Below are 26123 nucleotides of genomic sequence, written 5' to 3' on the forward strand. Positions count from 1 at the left end.
CCCCGCCCGCGTCCTCCGGGAGCATCGCCCAGGCCCCCCCCCCCCCCCCCCCTCCCCCCCCCACCCCCCCCCCCCCCCCCCCCCCCCCCCCCCCCCCCCCCCCCCCCCCCCCCCCCCCCCCCCCCCCCCCCCCCCCCCCCCCCCCCGCCGCATGCGACCAGACCGCTCACAGCTTCGTGCGCGACCAGCGGACCGCGGGCCGCTCCCAGTAGCGATGCACCAGGCAGGACAGCACCAGCAGGGTCATCACGGTCACCGTCAGCGTCGGCCAGGGGCCGAGGCGTCCGTACAAGGTACGGATCATGGGGGCCGGAATCACCGGTGAACGCCCTGGATCGAGATCAAACGGCGATCGAGTCACACCGCGCGCTCGGCGAGAACCCCGTCCTGCTCCTCGTACACGGCACCCGTCTGCGGACACTCCCACACCCCGGGCTCGCCCTCGCGCTCGACGAGCTTCACGCCGGCGCGCCCCACCCAACCGATCCGCCGGGCCGGGACGCCGACGACCAGACCGAAGTCCGGCACGTCCTTGGTGACCACGGCGCCCGCGGCGACCATGGCCCAGCGGCCGATCCGCACCGGCGCGACGCACACGGAACGGGCACCGAGCGAGGCGCCCTCCGCGACCTTCACACCGACGGCCTCCCAGTCGCCGCCGCGCTTCTGCTTGCCCTCGGGGTCCACCGAGCGCGGGTTGTGGTCGTTGGTGAGCACCACGGCCGGGCCGATGAAGACGCCGTCACCGAGCTCGGCCGGCTCGTACACGAGGGCGTAGTTCTGGATCTTGACGTTGTCGCCGATCTGCACCCCGGTGCCCACGTACGCACCGCGGCCGACCACACAGCCCTCGCCGAGCCGGGCACCTTCGCGGATCTGGGCGAGCTCCCAGACGCTGCTGCCGTCGCCGATCGCGGCGCTCTCGTCGACCTGGGCGGTGGGCTGGACTCTGTAGTTCACGTGGTGCGCCTTCCGAAGAGCGGACTTGCCCGGAGAGCTTACGATCCCTGCCAGTCAGGCTGTGCACACCGCCCCCCGCCCCTACCGGCTGCGCTGCTCCAGCATCCGGGCCATGAGGTTGCCGGTGGCGCGCCGGATCTGGGGATTCAGGTGCTCGGGCGCGTTGAGGCAAGCGGCCAGTGGAAGGTCCCGGCGGCGAAGACCAGTGTTCCCTCGTCGTTCTCACAGAGACTGGCGTTCTGGGTCCGGCGCCGGCCGCCCATGCTGTCGTTGTACGACGACGCGGACAGCAGCGTTTGCGTGACGTTCTCCTGGCGCGGCATCGACGGATCGAATCCGTCGGCCTCCACCGCGACAAGTTCCGGTATCTCGTCGTTGTCGCGCAGGCCCGTCCCAGCCCAGAACCAGTGGTCGCTCTCGCGGACGACGAGAGGGGTCGCCGATCTGTACGCCAGTGGCGACATGAGAACCGCGACCGAACGCGCATCCCTTGCCAGTCGGGCTCGCTCGCTAATTTGCGCCAGTGCCCCGGCGTTGTTGCCCTCACCGATCCCGGTGTCCTGGCGTAAGGATTTGTCCGCTGCAGAGCGTGCGATCTCTGCCCCGATGTTCGGGTGTGCGGGTGAGTCGCGCGCAGTTCACCTGTAAGCCCAACGCCCATCCCACAAGCGGCTAACCAGCCACAATGCGAGTCCCCGAGCTGTATTCCATGTAAAGGCGACGTGATGAAAATGTGACCGCACGAAGGTGTGGATGTCGGACATAAGTACTTGTGCCTTCAAACTGCTTTGGCGGAAGCTCTGCACCATTCATTTGCGATCGGGGTGGGGAAGGCTTCATGTCTGAGGTGCGCAGAGGTCGGCGACATCAAGCTGCCAGTGTTCTTGCGGCAGCTCTGCTTGCGGTCGGCATGAGCGGTGTGGCCGTCGCGTCGTACGCAGAGGCGACGGCTGTGTGTGCGGGCGGGGCCGAGCCCGATTTCAATGGTGATGGGGCGCGCGATGTCGCCATTGCCGATCCTTCAGCAACAGTCAATGGACTGGCGAAGGCGGGGCTTGTCCGGATCGCGTACGAAGGCGGTCAGGTCGACGAGATCTCCCAGGCGACGGTGAACGTGGCGGACGGTCCGGAAGATGGCGATCAGTTCGGCTTCTCGCTTGCGGTGTACGACGCCAACAAGGACGGCTGCAGCGATCTGGCTGTGGGTATCCCGTTCGAGGATGTTGGCACGGTGAACGATGCGGGGTACGTGCAGATCGTCTACGGCTCGCCAGCCGGGCTTGGTAAGGGACTAGCGAGCAAGGGATTTGCCCAAGGCTCCAATTTGGGCAGCTCCTCGGAGGAGCACGGAGACATGCTGGGTTATGCGCTGGCAGCCGGGCAGTCTACGACCGGGGTGACGTTTCTGGTGATTGGCGCTCCCGGTGAGGACTACGAGGGAGTCGTCGACATGGGGATGATTCACTATGTCGCCGGTACCGCGTTCAGCAGCGTGGCGAACGTGTCTCAGGATTCCATGAGTGTGTGGGACGACCCCGAACCCTATGACCGCTTCGGTGCGGCGTTGGCCGCGACGAATCGACATTTTGCGGTCGGCGTACCCGGGGAATCCCGCGAAGCGGTGCAGCAGGCCGGTGGGGTTCATGTGTTCGTACCCTCAATCAACACTGACGGCATCCCGCTCCCGTTGTTCGGAATGGGGCAGTCGCTCACCGGGACAAATGATGCAACTGGCGAGAGCGGAGATCAGTACGCGTCCTCCTTGGCAATGGCTCCCTACCGTCCCGCAGGAGCGGCGACCGTAACGGACTCGATGCTCGCTGTCGGCGTACCGAATGAGGACCTGGGGGGCATCTCCGACGCCGGCGCCGTGCAGCTCTACCACATCAAGGCCGACCGCACGGTCGTGCAGACCCAGTGGCTCGACCAGAACACGACGGGCGTCGCAGGCGATGCCGAGCAGAGTGACTTCTTCGGCCAGCGGCTGGCGGCGGTGAATACGGCCACCAATGTCGTCAGTACCGCGGCAGGCATGCGACTTGCTGTCGGTGTACCGGGTGAGGAATCAGACGCGCAGCGCCAGGACGAGGGCGGCGTACAGCTGTTCTCGATGCTGGGCGACCCGGGAACCTCCGACAGCTGGATCAGCCCCGGGAGCGGCATTCCGTCACCGGGCGCACCTCGCATGTACACGGGTATCAGCCTCGGAGCCGCACAGAGCGCGCTCTACGTGGGAGTCCCGTACGGCCCGGTCGGTGGGCGGGCGGTCTATGCCTTCCCCTGGAACACGCCTGACGGCGGAGCGCCTTCACAGTCCTGGAAGCCGGGGCAGGGCGGGTTCCCCGCAGCGAACGCAGCCTTCGGCGCGACAGTCCGATAACGCAGCTCTTCCGCAGACAGCAACGAACAACAGGGGTGGGGAGTACAGGCGTGTTCAGGCGTACGCAAAATCGGGGACTGGCGCGGGGTGCGGTCGTTGCTGTGACATCGGCAGCGGTCTTGGCTGCGGTGATCACGGGTATCCCGGAGACCGGGCCGACCGCTGCTCGGCCGGCAGCCGCGGCGGAAGGCGATAGCGACGCCACGGCGGGTTCCGAGAACGCGGCTCGTGCGGAAGCCGCCGCGTCGGGCAAGCGTGTGGAAGCACTTAATCTCCGCACCGAGCGGAGCGAGACGCTGGCCAACCCCGACGGGACGTTCACACGTCGGGAGCACGTCCAGCCCGTGCGCGCTTTCAAGGGCGGGAAGTGGGTTGACCTCGACTCCACTCTTGTCCAGCAGGCCGACGGGTCTTGGACGCCGAAGGCTTCTACGGTCGCCATGACTGTTTCGGGCGGTGGGAAGGGTCCGTTCGCGTCGCTGGAGCGAGCCGGTAAGACGATGTCGGTGAGCTGGCCGGGCACCCTGCCCAAGCCCACCGTCGAGGGCAGTACGGCGAAGTTCGTGGACGTGCTGCCCGGCGTCGACCTGACTGTGACAGCTGAGGACGACGGGTTCTCGCACCTCCTGGTGGTGAAGACCGCCGAGGGGGCGAACAATCCCGAACTCGCGTCGATCGAGCTGCCGGTGGAGACCGATGGCGTTCGTCTCGAGGCAGGCGCCGAAGGCGGCGTCGTGGCCGTCGATACGGGGTCGGACGGCCCTGTGTTCGAGGCACCTCAGCCACAGATGTGGGATTCCAGCCCAGCCCGGCAGGCCGCTTCCGTTGCGAAGACGCTCCGCGTGGCGGGCTCGGAGATGAGCACGGACGCCACAGACGATCCTGCGGCAGACCCGGCCGAGGACCTCACCAAGGGCCCAGGCGAGGGCTCCAAGGTGTCTAACGTGAAGGTTGGCCTGCGCGGGAACTCGATGACCCTGGCCCCCGATATGGACCTGCTCAAGACCGGGACGCTGCCGCTCTACATAGACCCGGTCTCCAAGACCTACACACGTTCCGGCTGGACGATGGTGTCCTCGCACTACGCGAGCGCGGAATTCTGGAAGTTCTCCGGTAACGAGGGCGTCGGGAGGTGCCCGGCGGACGTTTCCGCGCTGTGCGCGAGCAGCGACGACCGGAAGCGTCAGTTCTACGCACTCCCGACCTCCGGTCTTGTCGGCAAGGACATCCTTTCCGCCGAGTTCGCGATCACGCTGGCCGACGCTTACAACGCCACCGCCAGATCGGTTGTGCTGTCCAGGGTCAACAGCGGCAGTGGAAGCGCCATCAGTTCCTCCACGAATTGGGGCAACCAGCCCACGGTGAAGAAGACGATCGATTCCGCTTCCACGTCCGCCCGCGCAGGGTCCTGCACGTCGACCAACCAGAATCTGCGGTTCAACGTGAAGTCCGCGGCTCAGGAGGCCGCCGACAAGAGCTGGGCGACGACGACCTTCCGCCTCGCGGCGTCCGACGAGTCGAGCTACGCCTACTGGAACCGCTTCTGTGGGAACGGACAACTGGAGGTCACGTACAACCGGCCACCCTCGCAGCCGTCTCTGTCCACCATGAGCACGTCTCCGGGCGGCAAGTGCGCTGTCGGCTCGACGCGTCCCTACACATTCATGGTGCCGACGATGAATGCTGTCATCCGAGATTCCGACCACAACGACCTCGGTGGCAACGCCGAGACGCTGCAGGCAGAGTTCTACGTCTCGTGGACCACGCCCGGCACGACCACCGTTGTCCACAAGTCATTCGTCACCGACACGAAGACAACCCTGAGCGACCCGGAGAACAATCAAGTAGGTATCGCTACATTCAGAGCGAAAGTGGGAATTTCGGGAACCGCCAAAAACCCTGTCGCGTACACCATTCCGGAGAACACGGTCATCTCCTGGCAGGTGCGCGGCAGTGACGGGCAATCATGGGGGGCATGGAGCGTTCCACCTCCTGCGGCTTGCCAGTTCATCTATGACAAGACCAGCCCCGCAGCGCCCACCGTGGCGTCCAATGAGTACAAGGACGATGACGTGTGGCGCCCCGGAGTGGGCGACTACGGCACATTCACCTTCACCACAACGTCGACCGATGTCGTCTCGTACCGGTACGAGTTCCACGACGGCACCTCGGGAACGGTGTCGGCCGCTACCAGTACGGGCCGACCGGGGAAGCTGCGCTGGACGCCTCCAGCTGCTGGTGCGTACACCTTGACGGTCACCGCGGTCGATGCTTCCGGCAGGTCACAGGTCACCCCCGAGGGCTACACGTTCATGGTCGACAAGGGGCGAAGCCCCGCCGCAGCATGGAAGCTGGACGATCCGTCCTCCGCGACCGAAGCGGCCGGCCGGCCGGGCGACCCGACGGCATCCAAGGGTTCCGCTGCGGTCTTCGGCACCACCCACCCGGGTGAGCAGAGCACACGCTCCGGTGTCGCCCTCAACGGCACGTCCGATGCGTACCTCGCAACGGCGGGGCCGGTCGTCGATACCGCGAAGACGTTCTCAGTGGCGGCCTGGGTGTACCTGCCCGAACTCCCCACGCACGACATGTCGATCGTCAGCCAGGACGGGACGGCGGAGCCGGGATTCTCGCTCGGGTACGACAGCCGCACCAAGCGGTGGGTGTTCCGCTCGCCGGACTCCGGCATGGATGCGTTCGGCGATTCGCGCGTCCTTGACAGCGGTGTCGCCGCCGTCAAGCAGTGGACCCACCTGGTGGGTGTGTACGACGCCGAGAAGCAGACGATGCAGATGTACAAGCAGGGTGTCGCCGTCGCGAGCACTCCCGTGGCGCGTCGCACGACCTGGAACGCCACGGGCGGCCTCCAGCTGGGACGTTCTCTGTCGCTGGCCGGCTACACGAATCAGCTCAAGGGGACGCTTTCCGAGGTTCAGCTCTACGACAGGCTGCTCACTCCCGCGGAACTGGGCACGGTCATCGGCGTGGCTCCCACGCGGCTGGGTGCCTGGCCGCTCGACGAGCTCAGTGAAGGCGTCTCTCCGGACGTCGAGGGAGGCACCGGGCTCAGCGTTTCCGGCTCCGCTTCCATTTTCCAGGTCAGCGACTTGATCTGTGACGAGTTGGACCCGACCTGCACGACGATTCCAAAGCAGCCGCTCAACGGCGACGGGCACTTGGAGCTGGACGGGGCAACGGGATACGCGACTCGTGAGGCCGGACTCTTCGCCGAGAGCGGCAGCTTCGCCGTCACCGTTCGGGCCAGGATCGCCACTGCCGCGCCGGGGCGCGATGAGACCGCCCTCTCGCTGTCGGGCCCCAACGGTGCAGCAGCTGTCGTCAAGTACTCCCAGGCACTTGACCGCTGGCAGCTGGTGGTGACGGACAAGGACGCCCCTGCGGGCGGCGCGACGGTTACCTCCGTGCACGACACGATGGCCATGCCGACATCAGAGAACGCGGGCAATCACCTGGTCCTCGCCTACGACGCGGTATTCGGCACCGTGCGGCTCTATGTCGACGGACAGTTGGCCGGCGCGGAGAGCCTGTGGCCGAACGTCTGGGACTTTTCCACGGTCAGCATCCAGATCGGCCGCTCCCTCACGGGGACCACTGGCAGCGACTATTTCTCGGGCGCACTCGATGACGTACGCGCCTTCCAGGGGGTCGTGAACGAGTCCATGGCGGCCGGCCTCCGGAGCACCGACCCCACCGCCTGACCACGCGGTTCGTGGTGGGTGGGCAGATACGTCCACCCACCACGAACCGCGCCATGCACTTGCATTTCGCACCCGTGCTCAGCACATCCACACCCCAACCGGGAGCAGTGATGTCTTCGCTTTTGTGGTATCGGACCAGACCAGGGCTGTGGAAACGGCCGGCGCGACGGCGAGCAGCCGCAGCCCTAGGTATGGCCGTGGCCCTCGGATTGCTGCCTCAGTACGTGCCCCAGGCGGACGCCAAGGAAGCGTCATTCCCAGCGGCCCAGGCGGAACGTGACCCGGCGCGCGGCAAGGACGGAGTCGCGGAGAAGCGCAAGGCGAATCCGGTCGACGCCCTCGAGGTCACCCGGCCGGCGAAGGTCAGCTGGCCCAAACCCGGCAGCGACGACTTGGCGGTCACCACCAAGCCCGCGAAGGCCGAGGGGCTCCCGCTCAGGGCCGCAGCATCCGCTTCCGGCCCCGACTCGGTAGAGGTCGGAGTTCTCGACCGCAAGGCGGCACAGTCCGCCGGTGTCGACGGTGTCCTGCTCAAGGTGGCCCGCACCGACGGGGCTGCCGAGCCCGGCAAGGTAAGGGTCGAGCTGGACTACTCCGGGTTCGCCGAAGCGTACGGCGGCGGCTACGGCTCCCGACTCCGCTTCGTGCAGTATCCGGAGTGCCTGCTTACGACGCCGGAGAAGAAGGGTTGCTCCACACCGCGCGAATTGAAGAGCACCAACGCCACGGCGAAGAAGACTCTGGCGGTCACGGTCGACGCCGCACCCGAGCAGACCGGCCTGTCCACCCAGCCGATCAGCGCCGCTTCGACGGGCAGCGGTGTCACTCTGCTTGCCGCGGCCGCGGCTGCCTCCGGCGACCAGGGCAGCTACGGCGCGACGTCGTTGCAGCCGTCGTCCGACTGGAGCGTCTCCAACTCCTCGGGTGCCTTCAACTGGACCTACCCCATGCGCACGCCACCGGTGCCCGGCGGACTCGCACCGGGGGTGACACTGGCGTACACCTCGCAGTCCGTCGATGGCCAGACGGCCACGACCAACGCCCAGGGCTCCTGGGTCGGTCAGGGCTTCGGCTATGAACCCGGATTCATCGAGCGCCGCTACAAGGGATGCGCCCAGGACGGCCACGACAAGGCCAACGGCGACCAGTGCTGGGCCTTCGACAACGCGACCATCCAACTCGCCGACGGTACGTCCGGTGAAATCATCAAGCTCGACACCCCTGCGGGCTCGGCAGGGCGGTGGCGGCTGAGCAACGACACCAACTCGAAGATCGAGCGGCTCACCGGCACAGTCAATGGTGACAACGACGGCGAGTACTGGCGGCTGACGACCACAGGTGGCCTGGAGTACTACTTCGGTCTGGACCGCCTCCCCGGATGGCGCGCGGACGATCCGGCTACGACGACGGTTACCGACCCCGATCCCACGACCAACTCCACCTGGACCGTGCCGGTCAATGGGGACGATGCCGACGAGCCGTGCACCACAGGGACCTTCGACACGTCGTTCTGCAACCAGGCCTGGCGTTGGAATCTGTCGTACGTGAAGGACGCGCACGGCAACGTGATGTCGTACCACTACGGCAAGGAGACCAACTACTACACGCAGAACCTCAAGTACCTGGAGAACGGCAAGCCGTACACCCGCGGCGGCTACCTCAAGCGTGTCGACTACGGCCAGCGTGACACCAAGGTCTACACGACGCCGGCACCGGGGCGAGTCGTCTTCACCACCGACGAACGCTGCCTTGCCGCCGCGACCGACTGCGAGCCGGGCGACTTGACCGATGCCACGGCGACTCGCTGGCCGGATGTCCCCTGGGACCGCAACTGCCCGGTGTCCACGAAGTGCGAGGGGCAGAACTCTCCGACGTTCTGGACCCGCAAGAAGCTCTCCGCGATCACCACCCAGATCCGCTCCGGCACCGGTTATCAGGACGTCGACTCCTGGAAGCTCACCCACGAGTTCACGGATAACGGTGACGGCTCCAAAGCCCTCTGGCTGAAGTACATCGACCACACCGGCAAGGTGGCGGGCACGGCATCCATGCCCTCCGTCGAACTGCATGGAACGCAGCTACCCAACCGCATCGACATTCCCAACGACAACATTCAGGCGATGAACCGGCTCCGCCTGGGCGGGGTGACCAACGAGACCGGTGGACACCTCAGCGTCGTGTACGCAGATACTGACTGCTCGGCCACCACCCTCCCGGCGGAGGGCAAGTCGACCAAGCGCTGCTACCCGGTGAAGTGGAACCCGCCCGGCATTGAGGAACCGATCACTGACTGGTTCCAGAAGTACGTGGTCGACCACGTCTCGCAGGAGGACCTGGTCGGCGGGACGCCGGACATGACCACCTCGTACGAGTACGTGGGAGACGCAGGTTGGCGCAAAAGCCGGCCGGACGGCATAACCGAGGGCAAGTTCGTCACCTGGGGTGACTGGCGCGGTTACGGCAAGGTGCGGGTCACCAACTCCGAGGGCGGGGTGGCCGCAGCCACGAACCTTCGTACCGAGCACACATTCTTCCGTGGCCTCGACGGCGACGTGAATCCGGACGGTGGCACGCGGTCGGTGTCGATCACCGACTCGGCCGGCACCGTGCGCAAGGACTCCGACTATCTGTCGGGGTTCGAGCTGGAAACCGCCACCTACAACGGTGCTTTCACTGCCGACAAACTGGTCTCCAAGTCCATCAGCACGCCGTGGACCTACGTTACGGGGACTCGTACCCAGGGCGTGACGACCGAGTCCCGCTACATCCGCCCTGCCACGAACGCCAGTTACACCACGCTGACGGGGCACACCCCGGCGGTACCGAAGTGGCAGGTGGTGAAGAGCAGCACCGCCTATGACACCGCCACCGGCCGGGCCACCAAGGTCGACGACTTCGGCCTCGACGGCGACAGCACAGACAATCAGTGCACGATCACGTCGTACGCCGACAACGCGACCAAGCACATGCTGGACTTTCCCTCCAGAGTGCTGAAGACCGCGACGACCTGCGCCGACACGGCGAACCACGCCAAGTTCACCCTCTCCGACGCCCTCACCTCCTACGACGGGCAGGCCGTCGGCGTCGGCCCGGTGAAGGGCGACCCGACCAAGATCCAGCGCTTCGCGTCGCTCAGTGGCACCACTCCTGTGTACGAGACCGTCACCGAGCTGACGCCGACGGACTTCGATGCCTTCGGCCGCCCGCTGCGGGTCAAGGACGCAGATGGCACCGCGACCACGATGCAGTACTCGGAAACCGACGGCCTGACGACCAAGAAGGTCGAGACGAACTATCTCGGCTGGCAGACGACCACCGAGTACAACCCGGCCTGGGGCGTGCCCTCCGCCCAGACCGACCCCAACACACGACGTACAGATCTGGGCTACGACGCGCTCGGACGGCTGACGGGTGTGTGGCTCGCCGACCGGCAACCGAAAGCAACGAACATCCCGAGCATCAGGTACGGATACCTGGTGCGCACGAATGACACGTCCGCCGTCATGACTGAGAGGCTTCAGGACAACGGCACTTACGGGGTTCCCGAGTACGCCCTGTACGACGGAAATCTGCGCCCGGTGCAGGTCCAGACGGAAGCCGCCGACGGCAGGCGGAAGATTGCCGACACTTTCTACAACGGTCTCGGCCAGGTAGTAAAAACAAACTCTGACTACGTAACGACCGAGGCCCCGTCGGGTACGCGCTTCGACGTCACCGCGGGAATTAATGGTCAGAGTCTGTCGGAGTTCGACGGGGCAGGCCGCAAGACAGCGGAAATCTTCGCGGTTGCCGAGCAGGAGAAGTGGCGTACCACCTACACGTACGGCGGAGACCGCGTCCACACAGACCCGCCGAACGGCCAGGCGCCCACCACAACGATCACTGATGCCCGTGGGCAGACGACAGAGGTCCGCCAGTACAAGGGCGACACTCCACTGCCCATCGGAACTGCTGCCGACTACGTAGCCACCAGATATACGTACACGCAGGCCGGACAGCTTGATTCGGTCAAGGACCAGAACAACAACACCTGGTCGTACACCTACGACAAGCGCGGCAGAAAGCTCACATCCACTGACCCTGACGCCGGAACCAGCAGCTACGAATACGACGCGCTGGACCGCCTCAAGTCCACCACCAATTTCGAGCAGAAGAAGATTTCAACGGTCTACGACAGACTCGGCCGGCCCACGTCCACGTGGGAGGGCGAGCCGGTCGATGGTAAGCAGCTGACAGCGGCTACTTACGATGTCGTCGCCAAGGGGCAGCCGTACGGCTCCTACACCTATGCCAATGGCACGGTATATGCGGCGAGTTTCGTCATGTCGTTCGACACGAACTACCAGCCGTTGACCACCCGTTACTCGATCTCCAAGACGGCAGAGCCCGAACTGGGCGGTACCTACGAGTACAAGACCGCGTACAACCACGACGGAACGGTTCAGTCGACCAGTTTCCCCGCGGCGGGTGACCTCCCGACTGAGGCGCTCCAGATGACGTATGACAACCTGCAGCGCCCGACGGCAATGCAGAGCATCTACAACTCGTCCGGGCCTGGTGCGAACTACACGTATGTCCAGAAGGCCGCTTACAACGGCCTGGGTGATCTGACGCAGATCGACCTGAGCAACGGGGCTGCCGACGCCAAGGCGACCACGCAGATGTTCGCTTACGAGCTGGGAACCGGACGACCGACCAAGTCGACCGTCGTGCGCCAAGGGGCGGCGCCTCTCTACGAAGCCCGCTACACCTACGACGTCACCGGCAACGTCACATCGATCAGCGATCAGGCAACCGGCGGAGTGTCGGACAGCCAGTGCTTCCAGTACGACTGGCAGCGCAGGATGACACAGAGCTGGACCAGCTCGACCACCCCGAACACCGCGATCGGCACCGGCAGCACGAACGCCGCCTGCACCGCATCGCCGACCGCCTCCACAGTCGGTGGACCGGCGCCGTACTGGCGCTCGTACTCCTTCGACGACGTAACGGGCAACCGCAAGACGGAGACTTCCCACGGGACCGGCGGCGCGCCCAACACCACCCGCACGTACAGCTACGGAGACGCTGACCAGGACGGAATCGTGGGCGAGGCCGATGACGGCGGCCCGCACGCCCTCACCAAGGTCGAACAGCTAACCCCGGCGTTCAACGGTTCCCCAGAGGTCAAGTCCCAGGACACGTACAAGTACGACAAGACTGGCAACACAACGGAGCGGCTCGTCCAGGGAAACACCCAGGCACTGACCTGGAACTCTCAAGGCAAGCTGTCCAAGGTCACCGGCGCCAAGACGACGGACTACATCTACGACGGGAGCGGCGCGCGGCTGCTGCGCAACGTGGTCGGCGAGAAGACGCTCTACCTACCGGGCATGGAACTGCGCCTGGACCCGGCGACGAAGGCCGTAACCGCCACGCGCTACTACGACTTCGCAGGTAAGACAGTCGCGATGCGTACGGCCAAGGGTGTACAGCACCTGGCGGCCGACCACCACGGCACAGCCGAGATCGCGGTCGACGCGGTGACAGGCGCGGTCACTCGCCGCCGGATGGACCCCTTCGGCCAGGAGCGCGGCAGTGGCACGAGCCCCTGGGTCAACGACAAGGGCTTCCTCGGAAAGACCGTCGATGACTCGACGGGCCTGGTCAACGTAGGCGCACGCGAGTACGAACCGGCCAACGGCCGCTTCATCTCACTCGACCCGATCATCGATTACACCGACCCGGTGCAGATGAACGGCTACGCGTATGCGAACCACAACCCAGTATCGCTCTCTGACCCAAGTGGCATGAAGCCCGATGACTGCCTCATGCGCGGCGTAAATTGCAAGCCGAAGACCGGTGGCGGCTACGACATATCGAAGAACGAGTACTACAAGCCGTACGTCGCGCCGACCCCGGCCGAGAAAAAGGCAGTAAAGGCTCGCTCCCAGGCCGATGGAGCAAAGCGCAAGGCGATACAGGTGGCGAAGGAACTCGCCTCCATCGCCATGGAGGAGCTCGGCATAACGGACGCGCTGGACTGCTTCACCACAGGCGCCCTGGGCGCATGTGGCGCGACGATCGTGAACGTGGCCACAAGTTTCGCCGGCGGAATTGTCGGGAAACTTGCGGCGAAGTACGGAGCACCCTGGAGGTGGAGCAAGGCGGTTGCCTTGGGTAAACGCATCTGGGGACTCGTTGGGAAGCTCACATCCAGCCTGAAGGGCTGGTTCAAGCTGGGCAAGAAGGCGGACGAGGCCGAGGCGGCGCTGGCGAACGCCGGTGGCTCATGTTCAATATCTAATAGCTTTGTCCCTGAAGAAAAAGTCTTGATGGCCGATGGAAGCACAAAGGCGATCAAGGACGTCGATATCGGGGACGAGGTGATAGCCACTGAACCTGAAACCGGCAGGACGAAGATCGAGACCGTCACTGCCGAAATCAAGGGGAAGGGCGCCAAGAGGCTCGTCAAGGTCACGATCGACACGGACGGTGACAAGGGCAAGAAGACGGCCTCGGTCACTGCAACGGACGGCCACCCATTCTGGGTCCCGGAACTCGGGGACTGGATCGACGCGACGGACCTGAAGTCGGGCGAGTGGCTCCGGACTGGCGCTGGCACCCTGGTGCAGATCACTGGGGTTCAGCGGTGGACTGCACAGGCCACGGTTCATAACCTCACGGTCAGTGACCTGCACACGTACTATGTGCTGGCGGGGGCCACATCAGTACTCGTGCACAACGTCAACGAAGATTCGCTCTGCAATGTGACTCTTGGGCCGGCAATAAAGGGCCCGAAAGCAGAAGGAGTGACCGCTGAACGCGGTGACACTGTCCTCGCTCACGAGAAGCGGATCATGAACGAGTTCGGTGACCGAAATGGCTGCGCTTCATGTGGGGCGGCCAAATCGGGATACAAAGACGGTCACTGGACTGGTGACCACAATCCGCCGAATAAGCTCGCGCCCAACGGTCCGTGGACTCTGTATCCGCACTGCAAGGCATGTTCCAAACAGCAGGGCGGGATCGTGCGCACGCTAATCAAGGAGTACTATGACTTCCCGGTGTGGAAACCATGACTGTAGGTGGATTTAATGATGCTCTTCGCCTCATGCACGACAAGATTCGCCCACGGTCTGGTTGTTGCTGCCGCGCCTGGGAGTGTCGACAACCATGCTGGCTGGGACGCGGCTGCTGATGTAGTGCACGGTGGTCCGGACTCCTTGTTCATCGCGGTGCAGCAAGCCGCCAGTGGTCCGGCGTCAGTCCAATGTGTGCAGGGTCCTTACCAGCCGAGTGGAAAGGTCCTTGTGTACTCAGGGAATCTGACTCTCCCCAAGGCATCCCTCGAAATTTCGGATCCGAATGAATCGGTGAGACTGCTGATTCCCGTTCCGAATGTAGATAATCGGGTCGACATCTACGGAGACGGAACCGATGAGCCTGATGAGGTAATCATCGTTCTGACGGGCGATGAGTCGTGGTGATCCACAACCTCTGACGGAGGGGATCTGTCCGGCAAGTCGGACGTCACGATAAGTTCTCATCTCTGCGTGACGCCTTTCGGATTGGCGTAGCGGTGAATCGCCCCCTCTCGGAGTGCAAGAAGCCCCGCCGGATTCGTTCCGGCGGGGCTTCTTGGGCGTCTGACGGCAACGTCAGCGGACGACGGCTGCTGCGGGCGGGTCGTCAGGGTCGTCGTCCTGGGCAGCGAGGGCGTTGCCGAGGGTGTCGATGGCTTGGCGTTGGAGGCGGAGTCGGACGTGGGCGTAGACGCCGACGGTGACGCCGATGTGGGCGTGGCCGAGCAGTTCCTTGATTATGACGAGGTCGACGCCCTGTTCCAGGAGCAGGGTGGCGGTCGAGTGTCGGAGGTCGTGGAACCGGATGCGGCGGAGCCCGGCCCGGTGGAGGAGTCGGCTGAAGCTGCGGGTGAGGTTGGCGGGTTCGAGAGGACTACCGGTGGGGGTGGTGAACACGAGGCCGTTGTCCGACCAGTCCATTCCCGCGGTCTGGCGTGCTTCCTCCTGTTGTTCCCGGTGGGTCTTCAGGAGTTGACGCATTCGGTGGGGAGGACGATGCGGCGTGCGGAGGCGCGGGTCTTGGTGTGCAGGACAGCCAGGCCGCCGGTGCGGGTGCGCTGGAGGGAACGGTGGATGGTGGCGGTTCCTGTGTTGAGGTCGAGGTCTTCCCAGTGCAGCCCAAGGAGTTCGCCCTTGCGGAGGCCGGTGCGCAGGGCGAGTTCGTACAGGGCGTGGAGCCGGTCGCTGCTGGCGGCGTGGAGAAACTGCCGGGCCTCGCTCGCGGTGAAGGGCTTGAAGCGCCAGGGGCGGGGTGCTGGGGTCTTGACGTTGCGGGCGACGTTGCGGGGCAGGTCGTCTTCGCGTACGGCGTGCTCCAGGGCGGACTTGAGGACCGAGTGGACGTAGGTCACGGTCAGCGGGGAGAGCCGCTTGTTGCAGCACTCGCCGATGGCGCAGCAGGAGTGCCGGTCGGTGTCGCGTCCTTGGGCGCAGCACTGGCAGGTGAGGCGGAGGCGGTCGAGGAAGGTGCGGACGTCGCGGGCGGTGAGGGGCGAGCTTCTTGGCCCCGAGGCCGGGGTTGAGATGGAGGCGGACGCAGGCGGGAGCATGTGCGCCCACTTCCGGAGCTTGAGGCCGGTGAATTCCGGCAGACTGCCCAGGTCCCAGCAGGTGCGGATCATCTGCCGGACGTGGCGGGCGACGGCGAGCCGGGGCAGGGGACGGGCCTGTCCGGTGCCGTCGCAGGCGGTGCAGGGGAGCGGGGTGCCGTGGGGCAGGAGGGTGGCGCCGCGTCCCTGACAGGGGCGGCAGAACAGGGCATGGTCGAGGGTGCCGGAGGCGTCGGCGGACTTGGTGGCGTACTTGGCCACGTAGGCGGCCACGGCCTGATCGGTGAGTTCGGCATCGGTGCCGAAGGCGGCAATCTCGCGCACGTCGAGCTGTTCGCCCCAGGTGAGTTCGCGCTCCCCGATCGCGTCGGATGCGACGGCCACTCGGACCCGGAGGGCGGCGGCCGGGATGGCGCCAGTGAGCACGGTGACGGCGGCAGACGGGGGCGGGGGCGTGGTGTTGCCGTCGGGGCCGTCGAGCCGGATCACAGCGTGGAAGTGGACCAGGCCACGCTTCTGGTACTCGGCGACCTTCGCGAAGGACACCCGCAGTACGGCGCGGGCGGCCTTCTGAGTCATACCGAGCCGAGTGGCGAGTTCGCGGCGAAGGTAGATCGCGAAGCGGGCCTACAAGGCTCCGGCGTGGGCGTTGAAGAGGACCGCGCCCGCGTAGTCGTACGTCGCCGGATTGAGCGGCGTACCGAGCAGCGCGTCTGTGGGTTCGTGGCGGGTGCCGCAGCGGCAAGGCCGGGCGTCGAGGCGTTGTGGACGGGGCCGAAGGAGGGGGCGGTGAGGGTGGCGAACACGCGGGGGTGGGTGCGGACGGTGTCGGGCATGGACTTGCCACCGGAGAGGCCGGCGCGGATGAGGTGGTAGGTGTCGGCGGCGTAGAGGCGGGAGCAGGCCGGGCAGCGCGAGGCGCGGCGGTTGCCGCACGCGGTCAGCAGACTGCCCGCGGGCTCCTCGGAGGTGGCGTAGGAGCGCAGCACCTCACCCGTCGCCGAATCCACGGCGGTGGTGTGGCCGGTCAGGCGGACGGGTTCGGTGCAGCCGCCGATGTGTTCGATCTGTTGCTGTGTGCGGTCGAAGTCGGGGTGGTTGACGAGGTGGAGCAGGTCCCGTACGGCGGGGCTTGCCGCGTGGCGCAGGTCCAGGGTGACCATTCGGGGAGTGACCCTTCTGTTCGGGTGGGTGGCCCCGAGCAGCAACCAGCCAGGAGGGAAGGCGTGTTGATGCTGCTCGGGGCATGGCGAACCAGGCCCAAGGGCGGGCGTGGGGTTGAGCGAGGGGGATGCGGCCGGTGAGGGACCGGGGCTCAGAGCTGAGCGAGGGCGGCGGTTGCCACCGACAGGGCGACGCCCATACGAGTCCCCAACTGGGCCGCTGTGATCGGCGCTTCCTGATCGGCGTGGTGGGTGTCCGCGATACGCCGGGCCGCGTCCAGCAGGGCGGCCGGCAGGGCCGGGCCGGAGGCGGGTCGAGCCGTCTTCGCGACGGTGAGGGGGAGAGCAGCGGCCGGAGCCGGGGCGGGCTGCGGTTCCTCGGCTGGGGCGGCAACGACGTCCGGGACGAAGGTCGGGGGTGCTGATTCGAGGGCGGGCGCTTCGTCGGGCACCAGGTCGGAGCCAGAAGCGGGAGTGTCCTCCAGGTGCGGGGTGGGACGGGTGAGGGTGTGGAAGTGGGCGAGGAAGGCGGGGCCGACGTGACCCCAGCCCAGGAGCAGGAGCGGGGCGACGGTGTCCAGGCAGGCGCGGCCGTAGCGTCCGGTCAGCAGCGGTTCGGCGGTGTTCAGAGCGAGCGTTAGCAGCCCGCACAGGTGCAGCAGCCGGGTACCGGCCCGCAACTCCGCTTGGGCACCCCGCGCAAGGCCAGGAACCGCAGCGCGACCAGGAGCCCGACGACGGACAGATCCACCATGGGCGCGATCAGCGGTGCGATGGGCGGGGAACATCGAGGCGCAGGGCGAGCGCCCAGACGTCCTTGGGGCCGAGCTGCGCAAACTCCGCGAGCGGGCAGGGCTCACCTCCACCGTTGCGGCGGCACTCCTGGGGGGTCCGCAGTCCCGGATCAGCAACATCGAGGCCGGCCGGTACGCAGTCGGCGCGGATCGTGTGCGGACCATGACGCGGAACTACGCCTGCGTGGATGAGGCGTACGTGGAGGCTCTCGCCTCCATGACCGGCGCGCGCTCTCGTGGGTGGTGGCTCGAGTATCAGGATCTGCTGGCCCCTGGTCTCGTCGACCTTGCTGAAATGGAGCACCACGCCACCGCTCTGCGTGTCGCAGTGGTCATTCACGTTCCCGGCCTGCTCCAGACCGCCGCTCGTGCCCGCGCCGTAATGGCGGAGAGCGTCCCGTCGCTGCGGCCCTATGAGATCGAGCACCGCGTCTCGTATCGCGTCAAACGGCAAGCCGTGTTGTACGGAGCCTCCCCCACCCCATTCACGGCCATGGTCCATGAAGCGGCCCTGCGTATGGGTTACGGAGGCTCGGAGGTTGCTCGTGAACAACTGGACTTCCTGCTGACCGAGGGGGAGGGGGACAATGTGACGGTCCTGGTCGTCCCGTTCGGTGAGGCGTCCTTTCCTGCATCCGGGCAGGGAGTCACGTACGCCTCCGGGGCGGTGCCTCAGCTCGACACCGTGGTCCTCGATACCGACCATGGCTGCGAGTTCCACGATGCCCAGGCCCAGCTGGAGCGCTACCGGTCCGTGCTGGACCGTATGGAAGCGCGCGCACTCTCTCCTGAGAAGTCCCGAGAGCTCATCCGACGCATTGCCCGAGACACCTGAGACGGAGTCCTCCGTGCCGATACTTGTCTGGCAGAAGTCGTCCCACAGCGCCGAGGCAGCGAACTGCGTCTGCCTAGCCGTAGCCCCCGACGGAACCATCCGCCTCCGCGACAGCAAGGTGCCCACGACCGTCGTCGCCACGACGCCCCAGGCCCTGCACCGCTTCCTGGGTGCTGTGGTCGCGGGGTCCTTCGAAGGGCCCGGGCCTGCCTAAATGCTCGCGCCCGCATCGGACATATACAACGAGTACCATACGTTCATGGGACTCAAGCGAACGACGGTCTACGCCGACGCGGAAGACCTCGCCATAATCAAGGAAGCGGCAGGGCGTGAAGGTGTCGCGGAGGCGGAGATCATCCGCGAGGCCATTCACCTGGCTGCGCTGTCCAAGCGGACATGGGATGCGCCGCTGGCGTTCCCCACGTTCCGTAGTGATGATCCGGAGACTGCTGAGCATGCCGGGGCGGAGCTCGACCGGATCTGGGACGAGAAGGCGCGGGCTTATGAGGAGACGAAGGGGCGGCCTCGTACGTGATCGTCATCGTGGCGGACACGTCGGCGTTGCTGGCCTCCGTGGATGAGAGCCACCCGGACATGAAGGCGAGCAGAGGAGTCCTTGAGCGAGCCGGCCTCATCGTCCTCTCGCCGCTGGTCCTGGCTGAAGCAGACCATCTTCTGCGCCGGATCGGCGGCGCGACTGTGCGGGACGGGTTTTTGGACGGCCTGGTCGAGGAGGAGCGGCGTGGCAGGGTTCAGTTTCCGCAGGTCACCGGGGGCATGCTCGCTACGGCCCGGGGTGTCATGCGTCGATATGCCGCGCTCGATCTTGATCTGGCGGACGCTGTTAACGTCGTACTTGCCTCAGAATTTCGTACGGATGCCGTGCTGACCTTTGATCGACGGGACTTTCGGACTGTCCGGCCGCTCACCGCGCACAAGGCGTTCCGGGTCCTCCCGGACGACCTGTAGGGACCCGGTTTGACCCCCCGCACCCCGCCCCGTAGCCTTGACCCTCGGCGTGTTTACGTTGCGCCTACCCCTGAGCACATCCCTCCTGGCCACGGCGTTCGCGCCATACGTCACGGAGAGGCCGCTCATCCTTCCGGATCGTCGTGGGCTTCGGCCTGCGCGAGCGGCTGGCATCAGGGGATCCGTTCCGAGCGAAAGAGAGATCCGCGTGTACGCCATCGTGCGCAGCGGTGGTCGCCAGCACAAGGTAGCTGTCGGCGACATCGTTGAGGTTGACAAGATTCCCACCGCCAAGGTCGGCGACACCGTAGAGCTCTCTACGCTGCTCGTGGTCGACGGCGACGCCGTCACCAGCGACCCGTGGGTGCTGGCCGGGATCAAGGTTCAGGCCGAGATCGTGGACCACCACAAGGGCGCGAAGATCGACATCCTTCGCTACAAGAACAAGACCGGCTACCGCCGTCGCCAGGGTCACCGCCAGCAGTACACGGCGATCAAGGTCACCGGTATCCCCGCGGCTGCGAAGTAAGGGACTGAGGAGACATGGCACATAAGAAGGGCGCATCGTCCACTCGGAACGGGCGCGATTCCAATGCTCAGCGGCTCGGCGTGAAGCGCTTCGGCGGTCAGGCCGTCAACGCCGGTGAGATCCTGGTCCGCCAGCGCGGTACCCACTTCCACCCGGGCACGGGCGTCGGCCGTGGCGGCGACGACACGCTGTTCGCGCTGACCGCCGGTGCGGTGGAGTTCGGTACGCACCGTGGCCGCAAGGTCGTGAACATCGTTCCGCTCGCCGTCTGATTCAGGCGCACGCAGAACGACACACAGCACCTTCCGAGGGCGGATCTCAGCTTTCCCGGTAATCGGGGAAGCGGGTCCGCCCTCGGCGCGTTACGTAAAGAGACATTCCCGTATTTACCTGGAGGCACCAACCATGACCACCTTCGTGGACCGCGTCGAGCTGCATGCCGCCGCGGGTAACGGGGGCCACGGCTGCGCCTCCGTCCACCGTGAGAAGTTCAAGCCGCTGGGAGGCCCCGACGGGGGCAACGGCGGCCGTGGCGGCGACGTGATCCTGGTCGTCGAGCAGGCCGTCACCACGCTGCTGGACTATCACCACAGCCCCCACCGCAAGGCCACCAACGGCCAGCCCGGCGCGGGTGACAACCGTTCCGGCAAGGACGGTCAGGACCTCGTGCTGCCGGTGCCCGACGGCACGGTCGTCCTCGACACGGAGGGCAACGTGCTGGCCGACATGGTCGGCCAGGGGACCACCTTCATCGCGGGCCAGGGCGGCCGCGGCGGCCTCGGCAACGCCGCGCTGGCCTCCGCCCGCCGCAAGGCCCCCGGCTTCGCGCTGCTGGGCGAGGCGGGCGTGAGCCGGGACATCGTCCTGGAGCTCAAGACCGTCGCGGACGTCGCACTCGTGGGATACCCGAGCGCCGGCAAGTCCTCGCTGATCTCGGTGCTCTCGGCGGCCAAGCCGAAGATCGCGGACTACCCGTTCACGACCCTCGTCCCGAACCTGGGCGTCGTCACCGCCGGATCGACCGTCTACACCGTCGCGGACGTCCCCGGCCTCATCCCCGGCGCCAGCCAGGGCAAGGGCCTCGGCCTGGAGTTCCTGCGTCACGTCGAGCGGTGCTCGGTGCTCGTCCACGTCCTGGACACCGCGACGCTGGAGTCCGACCGCGACCCGCTCTCCGACCTCGACATGATCGAGGAGGAGCTCCGGCTGTACGGCGGTCTGGAGGACCGGCCGCGCATCGTCGCCCTCAACAAGGTCGACATCCCGGACGGCCAGGACCTCGCCGACATCATCCGCCCCGACCTGGAGGCCCGCGGATACCGCGTCTTCGAGGTCTCGGCCATCGCGCACAAGGGCCTGAACGAGCTCTCGTACGCCCTCGGCGGGATCATCGCCGAGGCGCGCGCCGCCAAGCCGGCCGAGGAGTCGACCCGGGTGGTCATCCGCCCGAAGGCCGTCGACGACGCCGGCTTCACCGTCAAGCTCGACGACGAGGGCATCTACCGGGTGCGCGGCGAGAAGCCCGAACGCTGGATCCAGCAGACCGACTTCAACAACGACGAGGCCGTCGGCTACCTCGCCGACCGGCTCAACCGCCTCGGCGTCGAGGACGCGCTGCGCAAGGCGGGTGCCCAGGCCGGCGACGCCGTGGCCATCGGCTCCGCGGAGAACGCGGTCGTCTTCGACTGGGAGCCGACCATGATGGCCGGCGCCGAGATGCTGGGCCGTCGTGGTGAGGACCACCGGCTGGAGGCGCCGCGGCCCGCCGCGCAGCGTCGCCGGGACCGTGAGGGCGAGCGCGACGACCCGCAGCGCGAGTACGACGAGTTCGACCCCTTCTAAGCCCAGCGCGCGGTTCGACCCCGTTCTGAGCCCAGAGCGCAGAAGGATTTCTGGTACGTGTGAGGCCCGTCGCAGCACCGCCGCAAGCGGTGCGCGGCGGGCCTCACACGCTCGGGGGCGGGCCCGAATTCCCGTGTCGGAACGGGCACTCACCGTCACCTTCGCCACAATTGCCTGGTGGCGGCCGGTGTTCGGCGCCCCGGGTGTGGTGATTGGGTAACACGTCTGTGGAGTCGGTCACCCCCCGTAAGGCCCCTCTGGGGCCCAACCTCCCTGGCCAGGCGGTGAACTGCGGGTTTCCGGAGGGCATGCGCCGACCGACGTCCGCCTTGCGAGACGGTCACGGAGAGTGCGACCATCACACTGTTCCCTCGTCATCGCAAGGTAGGTCGTCTGTGTCTGTGCCGCACCACGCCAAGCCCCGGACCACTGCTGTCGTGCTCGCCGGTGGTACCGGTCAGCGCGTTGGACTGTCGATCCCCAAGCAGCTGCTGAAGATCGCCGGCAAGGCAGTCATCGAGCACACGCTGACCATCTTCCAGAACGCCGAGGGCATCGACGATGTGATCGTGCTGATGGCGCCCGGCTTCGTGCCCGACGTCGAGAAGATCGTCGCCAAGGCCGGACTGACCAAGGTCGTCAAGATCATCGAGGGTGGCAGCACCCGTAACGAGACCACTGAGCGCGCCATCGCGGCCCTGGGTGAGGGCCTTGCCGAGGGCGAGGACCGCAACGTCCTCTTCCATGACGCGGTCCGCCCCCTGCTGTCACAGCGCGTCATCAAGGACTGCGTCGACGCCCTCGACCGGTACCAGGCCGTCGACGTCGCCATCCCCTCCGCGGACACGATCATCGTGACGCGTACGCACGGCGGGGACGGCGAGTTCATCACCGACGTCCCGGACAGGTCCCGGCTGCGCCGCGGCCAGACGCCGCAGGCGTTCAAGCTGTCGACGATCCGCAAGGCCTACAAGATCGCGGTGGGCGACCCCAACTTCCAGGCCACGGACGACTGTTCGGTGGTCCTGAAGTACCTCCCCGACGTGCCGATCTACGTGGTCGCGGGCGACGAGTACAACATGAAGGTGACCCAGCCGGTCGACGTCTTCATCACCGACAAGCTCTTCCAGCTGGCCTCCACCGCGGCCCCCCGCCAAGCCGACGAGGCCGCCTACCGCGAGCTGCTCTCGGGCAAGACGCTGGTCGTCTTCGGGGGTTCGTACGGCATCGGCGCCGACATCGCGACGCTGGCCGAGCAGTACGGCGCGAGTGTCTACGCGCTGGGCCGCTCCACCACCGGTACGCACGTCGAGAACCCGGAGCACGTCGACGACGCACTGTCCAAGGCGTACGCGGAGACCGGGCGCGTCGACTACGTCATCAACACCGCGGGCGTGCTGCGCATCGGCAAGCTGGCGGAGACGGACAACACGACGATCCAGGAGGCGCTGAACGTCAACTACCTGGCGCCGGTCCAGATCGCCCGCGCCTCGTACAAGTACCTCGCGGAGACCAAGGGCCAGTTGCTGCTCTACACCTCCAGCAGCTACACCCGCGGCCGCGCCGAGTACAGCCTCTACTCCTCCACCAAGGCGGCGATGGTGAACCTCACCCAGGCGCTCGCCGACGAGTGGGCGGGCGAGGGTATCCGCGTGAACTGCGTCAACCCGGAGCGCACGGCGACGCCGATGCGTACCAAGGCGTTCGGTCAGGAGCCGGAGGGTTCGCTGCTCTCCTCGGAGGCCGTGGCCCGTACCTCGCTGGACGTGCTGCTGTCCGCGATGACCGGCCATGTCATCGACGTCCGGCAGCAGGACCCGACCAGCGACGTCGCCGAATCCTCCGGCTTCGAGCAGGCCCTGGCCTCTGTGCTCGACCGTCAGGAAGATGTGTAATAATTCTTCGCAAATGTTCTTTTTCGGGCCTCTGTGATCGCATTCTGCGAACGCAGAGGCCCGAATGCGTGAAGCGGCGCCTTCACATTTCCCTCAATACGTGAATCAAACCGGCACCCCCCTGGAGCAGGTTCTTCGTGATTTCGACAGCCATTCGCCTGGCCCGTGTGGGCAGCCGGTCAGAACTGGCCGCAGCCGTACTGATGATGCTGGGATATCCCTTCATCATGTTTGCCGCGCTTCTGCCCAATATCTGGTTCTTCGCGGCGGCCGCGGCTGTCACGTATATCGCGGACTGGTATCTCCATCAGCGCGGCAGTTATCTCATCAACCGGCTCGGCAAGGTGCGGGCGGGACTCTCCATCCGCTTCCTGCTCCGCCAGCTGATGGTCATCCTCCTGCTGGCGCGGCTGGATCTCGCGTCGGAACCGCTCTTCTACACGGCGGTCGCCTGCTTCCTGCTCTTCTACGGTCTCCAGGCCCCGCACGGCGCGATGACGACCCTGGTCCGGATGCGCCGCACCATGCCGGTCGTCACCCGCAACGTGGACCTGCACGCCGTACGCATCCCCGACGCGCCGCCGCGCGTGATGCTGCACCGCTCGGCCGAGAAGATGCTCCACCTCGACATCCCCGCGGTCGTCGGCATCCTGCTCGCCGCCGGGACCGGCGTGAACGCCATCGGCTACGCAGGTGCCGCGCTCACCCTGCTGCTGGCGCTCGCCTTCAACGCCGTGCTCGTCCCGTATCTGCGCCGCGGCCGGCTGGTCCCCCCGGCGACCGCCGTGCTCAAGGCCGTGGACGGCTGGCTGCGCGAGTACCAGCCGACCGTGGTGCTCTACTTCTCCGGCTCCAACGAGTCGGCGTACCAGGGCAACATGTGGCTCGACACCATGGCGAAGATCGACGGCCGCCCGCTGATCATCATGCGTGAGCGCGGTCTCGTGCCCCAGCTCGCCGAGACCTCCGTGCCGGTGCTCTGCGTCCCGGCGGGTACCCACCTGATGAACCTGGACCTCTCCAGCGTCCGGGTCTGCCTCTACCCCGCCAACGTCGGCAAGAACATCCACATGCTGCGCGTCCCGACGATGAAGCACGTCTTCATCGGGCACGGCGACAGCGACAAGCTCGCCAGCGTCAACCCGTACTCCAAGGTGTACGACGAGGTGTGGACGGCCGGCCGTGCGGGACGCGACCGCTACGCCCTGGCCGACGTCGGTATCCGTGACGAGGACATCGTCGAGGTGGGACGGCCGCAGCTCGCGCCGATCAAGACCTGGACCGGCACCGCGAAGAACCCCATCCCCACCGTGCTGTACGCCCCCACCTGGGAGGGCTGGGACGACAGCCCCGGCAACACCTCCCTGCTGCTCGCGGGCGAGAACATCGTGCGCCGCCTGCTGAAGGCCGAGAAGCCGGTGCGGGTCATCTACAAGCCGCACCCCTTCACCGGTATCCGCAGCGCCAAGGCCAAGGCCGTCCACGCGCGGATTCAGAACATGCTGAGCGAGGCGGCCGCCCAGCGTGCCGCCGAGCCGCGCTGGGCCGAGCAGGCCGCCGCTGCCGCAGCCGGGCAGAACGCGGCGAAGGCCGAGCTGGTGAGGATCGAGGCGGCGCTCGCCGACCTGGCGAAGTCCGGCCGGGCCGGTGGCGACGACGCCGAGGAGTCGCGCGTCTCGCTCGCCGACCCGTCGCGCCAGGACCGGGTCGAGGCCCTGCGGGCCGAATGGAACGACGCCTACTGGCGTTCCTTCGGCTGGTGGGAGCACAAGACGGTGACGGGCGCGCAGCCCAAGCTGTACGACTGCTTCAACGAGTCCGACGCCATGGTCTCGGACATCTCCAGCGTGGTGTCCGACTTCATCGCGAGCGGTAAGCCGTACGCGGTCACCGACTCCGCGGAGCTGGGTGCCGAGGAGTTCAAGCGGCAGAACACCGCCGTACGGGCCGCGGTCATCCTCTCCAACAGTGCCGAGGAGATCGGCGAGCTGCTGGACGCGGTCGCCGACAGCGCGGCCGACCCGCTGGCCCACGCCAGGCACGAGCTGAAGAGCTACCTGCTCGGCCCGGACGAGCCGACCTCCCTGGAGCAGTTCAACGCCGCGGTGCGCGCGCTCGCGGCCAAGGCCGAGGCGCGCAACGCCGGGGTCAGGCAGCGCATCGGTGAGCAGATCGTGGCGGCGCCCGACCTCGAGGACGAGTCCAGCGGTGCGGGGGACGGCGAGGAGCAGATCGTCGCCGATGCCGTGGCGGCCTCCGGCGCGGACGCCGAGATCGGCACCGGACCCTCGGCGGTCCACTGACCGTCCCGGCATCCGGTCGTCGCGACGGCCAGGCAACCCATTAGACGGCCCGTACGTCTCTCCAGGAGAGGGATGTACGGGCCGTTCTGCGTGTTGATGCGCGCAAGGTAGATGTGATCG

Annotated in this window: 16 protein-coding genes and 3 pseudogenes; 12 read left to right on the forward strand and 7 right to left on the reverse strand. The window is 66.6% G+C overall.

What is annotated here, in order from left to right; all coding sequences use genetic code 11:
• Window positions 1-166: 166 nt before the first annotated feature.
• The 3 genes from AC07FA_RS01920 to AC07FA_RS01930 all read right to left on the reverse strand — a co-directional run bounded on the left by AC07FA_RS01920 (window position 167) and on the right by AC07FA_RS01930 (window position 1424).
• Window positions 167-304 carry a hypothetical protein gene (locus tag AC07FA_RS01920; RefSeq protein ID WP_479072727.1) on the reverse strand — a complete coding sequence of 46 codons (138 nt, stop codon included), beginning with the start codon at window positions 302-304 and terminating at the stop codon, window positions 167-169.
• 53 nt (window positions 305-357) lie between these two features.
• Window positions 358-960: an acyltransferase gene (locus AC07FA_RS01925; RefSeq protein WP_479072728.1), complete on the reverse strand. Its 603-nt coding sequence runs from the start codon at window positions 958-960 to the stop codon at window positions 358-360.
• A gap of 146 nt (window positions 961-1106) precedes the next feature.
• On the reverse strand, window positions 1107-1424 hold the full coding sequence (locus AC07FA_RS01930; RefSeq protein ID WP_479072729.1) for a N,N-dimethylformamidase beta subunit family domain-containing protein: 318 nt from the start codon (window positions 1422-1424) through the stop codon (window positions 1107-1109).
• Window positions 1425-1798: 374 nt separating this feature from the next.
• Here AC07FA_RS01930 and AC07FA_RS01935 point away from each other — a divergent pair, with 374 nt between their 5' ends.
• The 3 genes from AC07FA_RS01935 (at window position 1799) to AC07FA_RS01945 (ending at window position 14120) form a co-directional block, all read left to right on the forward strand.
• Window positions 1799-3340 (forward strand): FG-GAP repeat protein, encoded by a 1542-nt coding sequence (locus tag AC07FA_RS01935; RefSeq protein WP_479072730.1) that lies wholly within the window; start codon window positions 1799-1801, stop codon window positions 3338-3340.
• A gap of 101 nt (window positions 3341-3441) precedes the next feature.
• A complete protein-coding gene (locus AC07FA_RS01940) occupies window positions 3442-7059 on the forward strand; it encodes a LamG domain-containing protein (RefSeq protein WP_479072731.1) in 3618 nt (1205 codons plus the stop codon).
• A gap of 197 nt (window positions 7060-7256) precedes the next feature.
• Window positions 7257-14120 carry a polymorphic toxin-type HINT domain-containing protein gene (locus AC07FA_RS01945; protein WP_479072732.1) on the forward strand — a complete coding sequence of 2288 codons (6864 nt, stop codon included), beginning with the start codon at window positions 7257-7259 and terminating at the stop codon, window positions 14118-14120.
• Window positions 14121-14699: 579 nt separating this feature from the next.
• On the opposite strand, the pseudogene AC07FA_RS01950 reads toward AC07FA_RS01945, so the two are convergent.
• The 4 genes and pseudogenes from AC07FA_RS01950 to AC07FA_RS01965 form a co-directional block, all read right to left on the reverse strand.
• Window positions 14700-15665 (reverse strand): annotated as a pseudogene (locus AC07FA_RS01950) (tyrosine-type recombinase/integrase); the annotation flags it as partial.
• A 62-nt stretch (window positions 15666-15727) separates the two neighbouring features.
• A pseudogene (locus AC07FA_RS01955) lies at window positions 15728-16252 on the reverse strand (replication initiator); the annotation flags it as partial.
• Entirely contained in the window at window positions 16249-16836 is a 588-nt protein-coding gene (locus tag AC07FA_RS01960) for a replication initiator (protein ID WP_479072733.1), read from the reverse strand. The gene AC07FA_RS01960 and the pseudogene AC07FA_RS01955, both read right to left, overlap by 4 nt.
• A 152-nt stretch (window positions 16837-16988) precedes the next feature.
• Window positions 16989-17652: pseudogene (locus AC07FA_RS01965) on the reverse strand (DUF2637 domain-containing protein); the annotation flags it as partial.
• 12 nt (window positions 17653-17664) lie between these two features.
• On the opposite strand from AC07FA_RS01965, the gene AC07FA_RS01970 reads away from it, so the two are divergent.
• The 9 genes from AC07FA_RS01970 (at window position 17665) to AC07FA_RS02010 (ending at window position 26003) form a co-directional block, all read left to right on the forward strand.
• Entirely contained in the window at window positions 17665-18465 is an 801-nt protein-coding gene (locus AC07FA_RS01970; RefSeq protein ID WP_479073416.1) for a helix-turn-helix domain-containing protein, read from the forward strand.
• A gap of 13 nt (window positions 18466-18478) precedes the next feature.
• The gene (locus AC07FA_RS01975; protein WP_479072734.1) at window positions 18479-18679 is read left to right on the forward strand and encodes a DUF397 domain-containing protein; all 201 of its coding nucleotides are present in this window, start codon (window positions 18479-18481) and stop codon (window positions 18677-18679) included.
• A 45-nt stretch (window positions 18680-18724) separates the two neighbouring features.
• Complete coding sequence (locus tag AC07FA_RS01980; RefSeq protein ID WP_479072735.1) at window positions 18725-19000, forward strand: ribbon-helix-helix domain-containing protein; 276 nt, start codon at window positions 18725-18727, stop codon at window positions 18998-19000.
• The gene (locus AC07FA_RS01985; RefSeq protein WP_479072736.1) at window positions 18997-19434 is read left to right on the forward strand and encodes a PIN domain-containing protein; all 438 of its coding nucleotides are present in this window, start codon (window positions 18997-18999) and stop codon (window positions 19432-19434) included. The genes AC07FA_RS01980 and AC07FA_RS01985 overlap by 4 nt, the downstream gene beginning before the upstream one ends.
• Before the next feature lie 208 nt (window positions 19435-19642).
• A complete protein-coding gene (gene rplU / locus AC07FA_RS01990) occupies window positions 19643-19963 on the forward strand; it encodes a 50S ribosomal protein L21 (protein WP_056558958.1) in 321 nt (106 codons plus the stop codon).
• Window positions 19964-19977: 14 nt separating this feature from the next.
• On the forward strand, window positions 19978-20235 hold the full coding sequence (gene rpmA, locus AC07FA_RS01995) for a 50S ribosomal protein L27 (protein WP_015608479.1): 258 nt from the start codon (window positions 19978-19980) through the stop codon (window positions 20233-20235).
• 133 nt (window positions 20236-20368) lie between these two features.
• Entirely contained in the window at window positions 20369-21805 is a 1437-nt protein-coding gene (gene obgE / locus AC07FA_RS02000; protein ID WP_479072737.1) for a GTPase ObgE, read from the forward strand.
• A gap of 395 nt (window positions 21806-22200) precedes the next feature.
• Window positions 22201-23700 (forward strand): SDR family NAD(P)-dependent oxidoreductase, encoded by a 1500-nt coding sequence (locus AC07FA_RS02005; RefSeq protein WP_479072738.1) that lies wholly within the window; start codon window positions 22201-22203, stop codon window positions 23698-23700.
• Window positions 23701-23837: 137 nt separating this feature from the next.
• Window positions 23838-26003, forward strand: coding sequence for a hypothetical protein (locus AC07FA_RS02010; RefSeq protein ID WP_479072739.1), 2166 nt, complete (start codon window positions 23838-23840; stop codon window positions 26001-26003).
• The last annotated feature ends 120 nt before the right edge of the window (window positions 26004-26123 follow it).

The sequence above is a fragment of the Streptomyces sp. NPDC045968 genome, assembly GCF_056430475.1.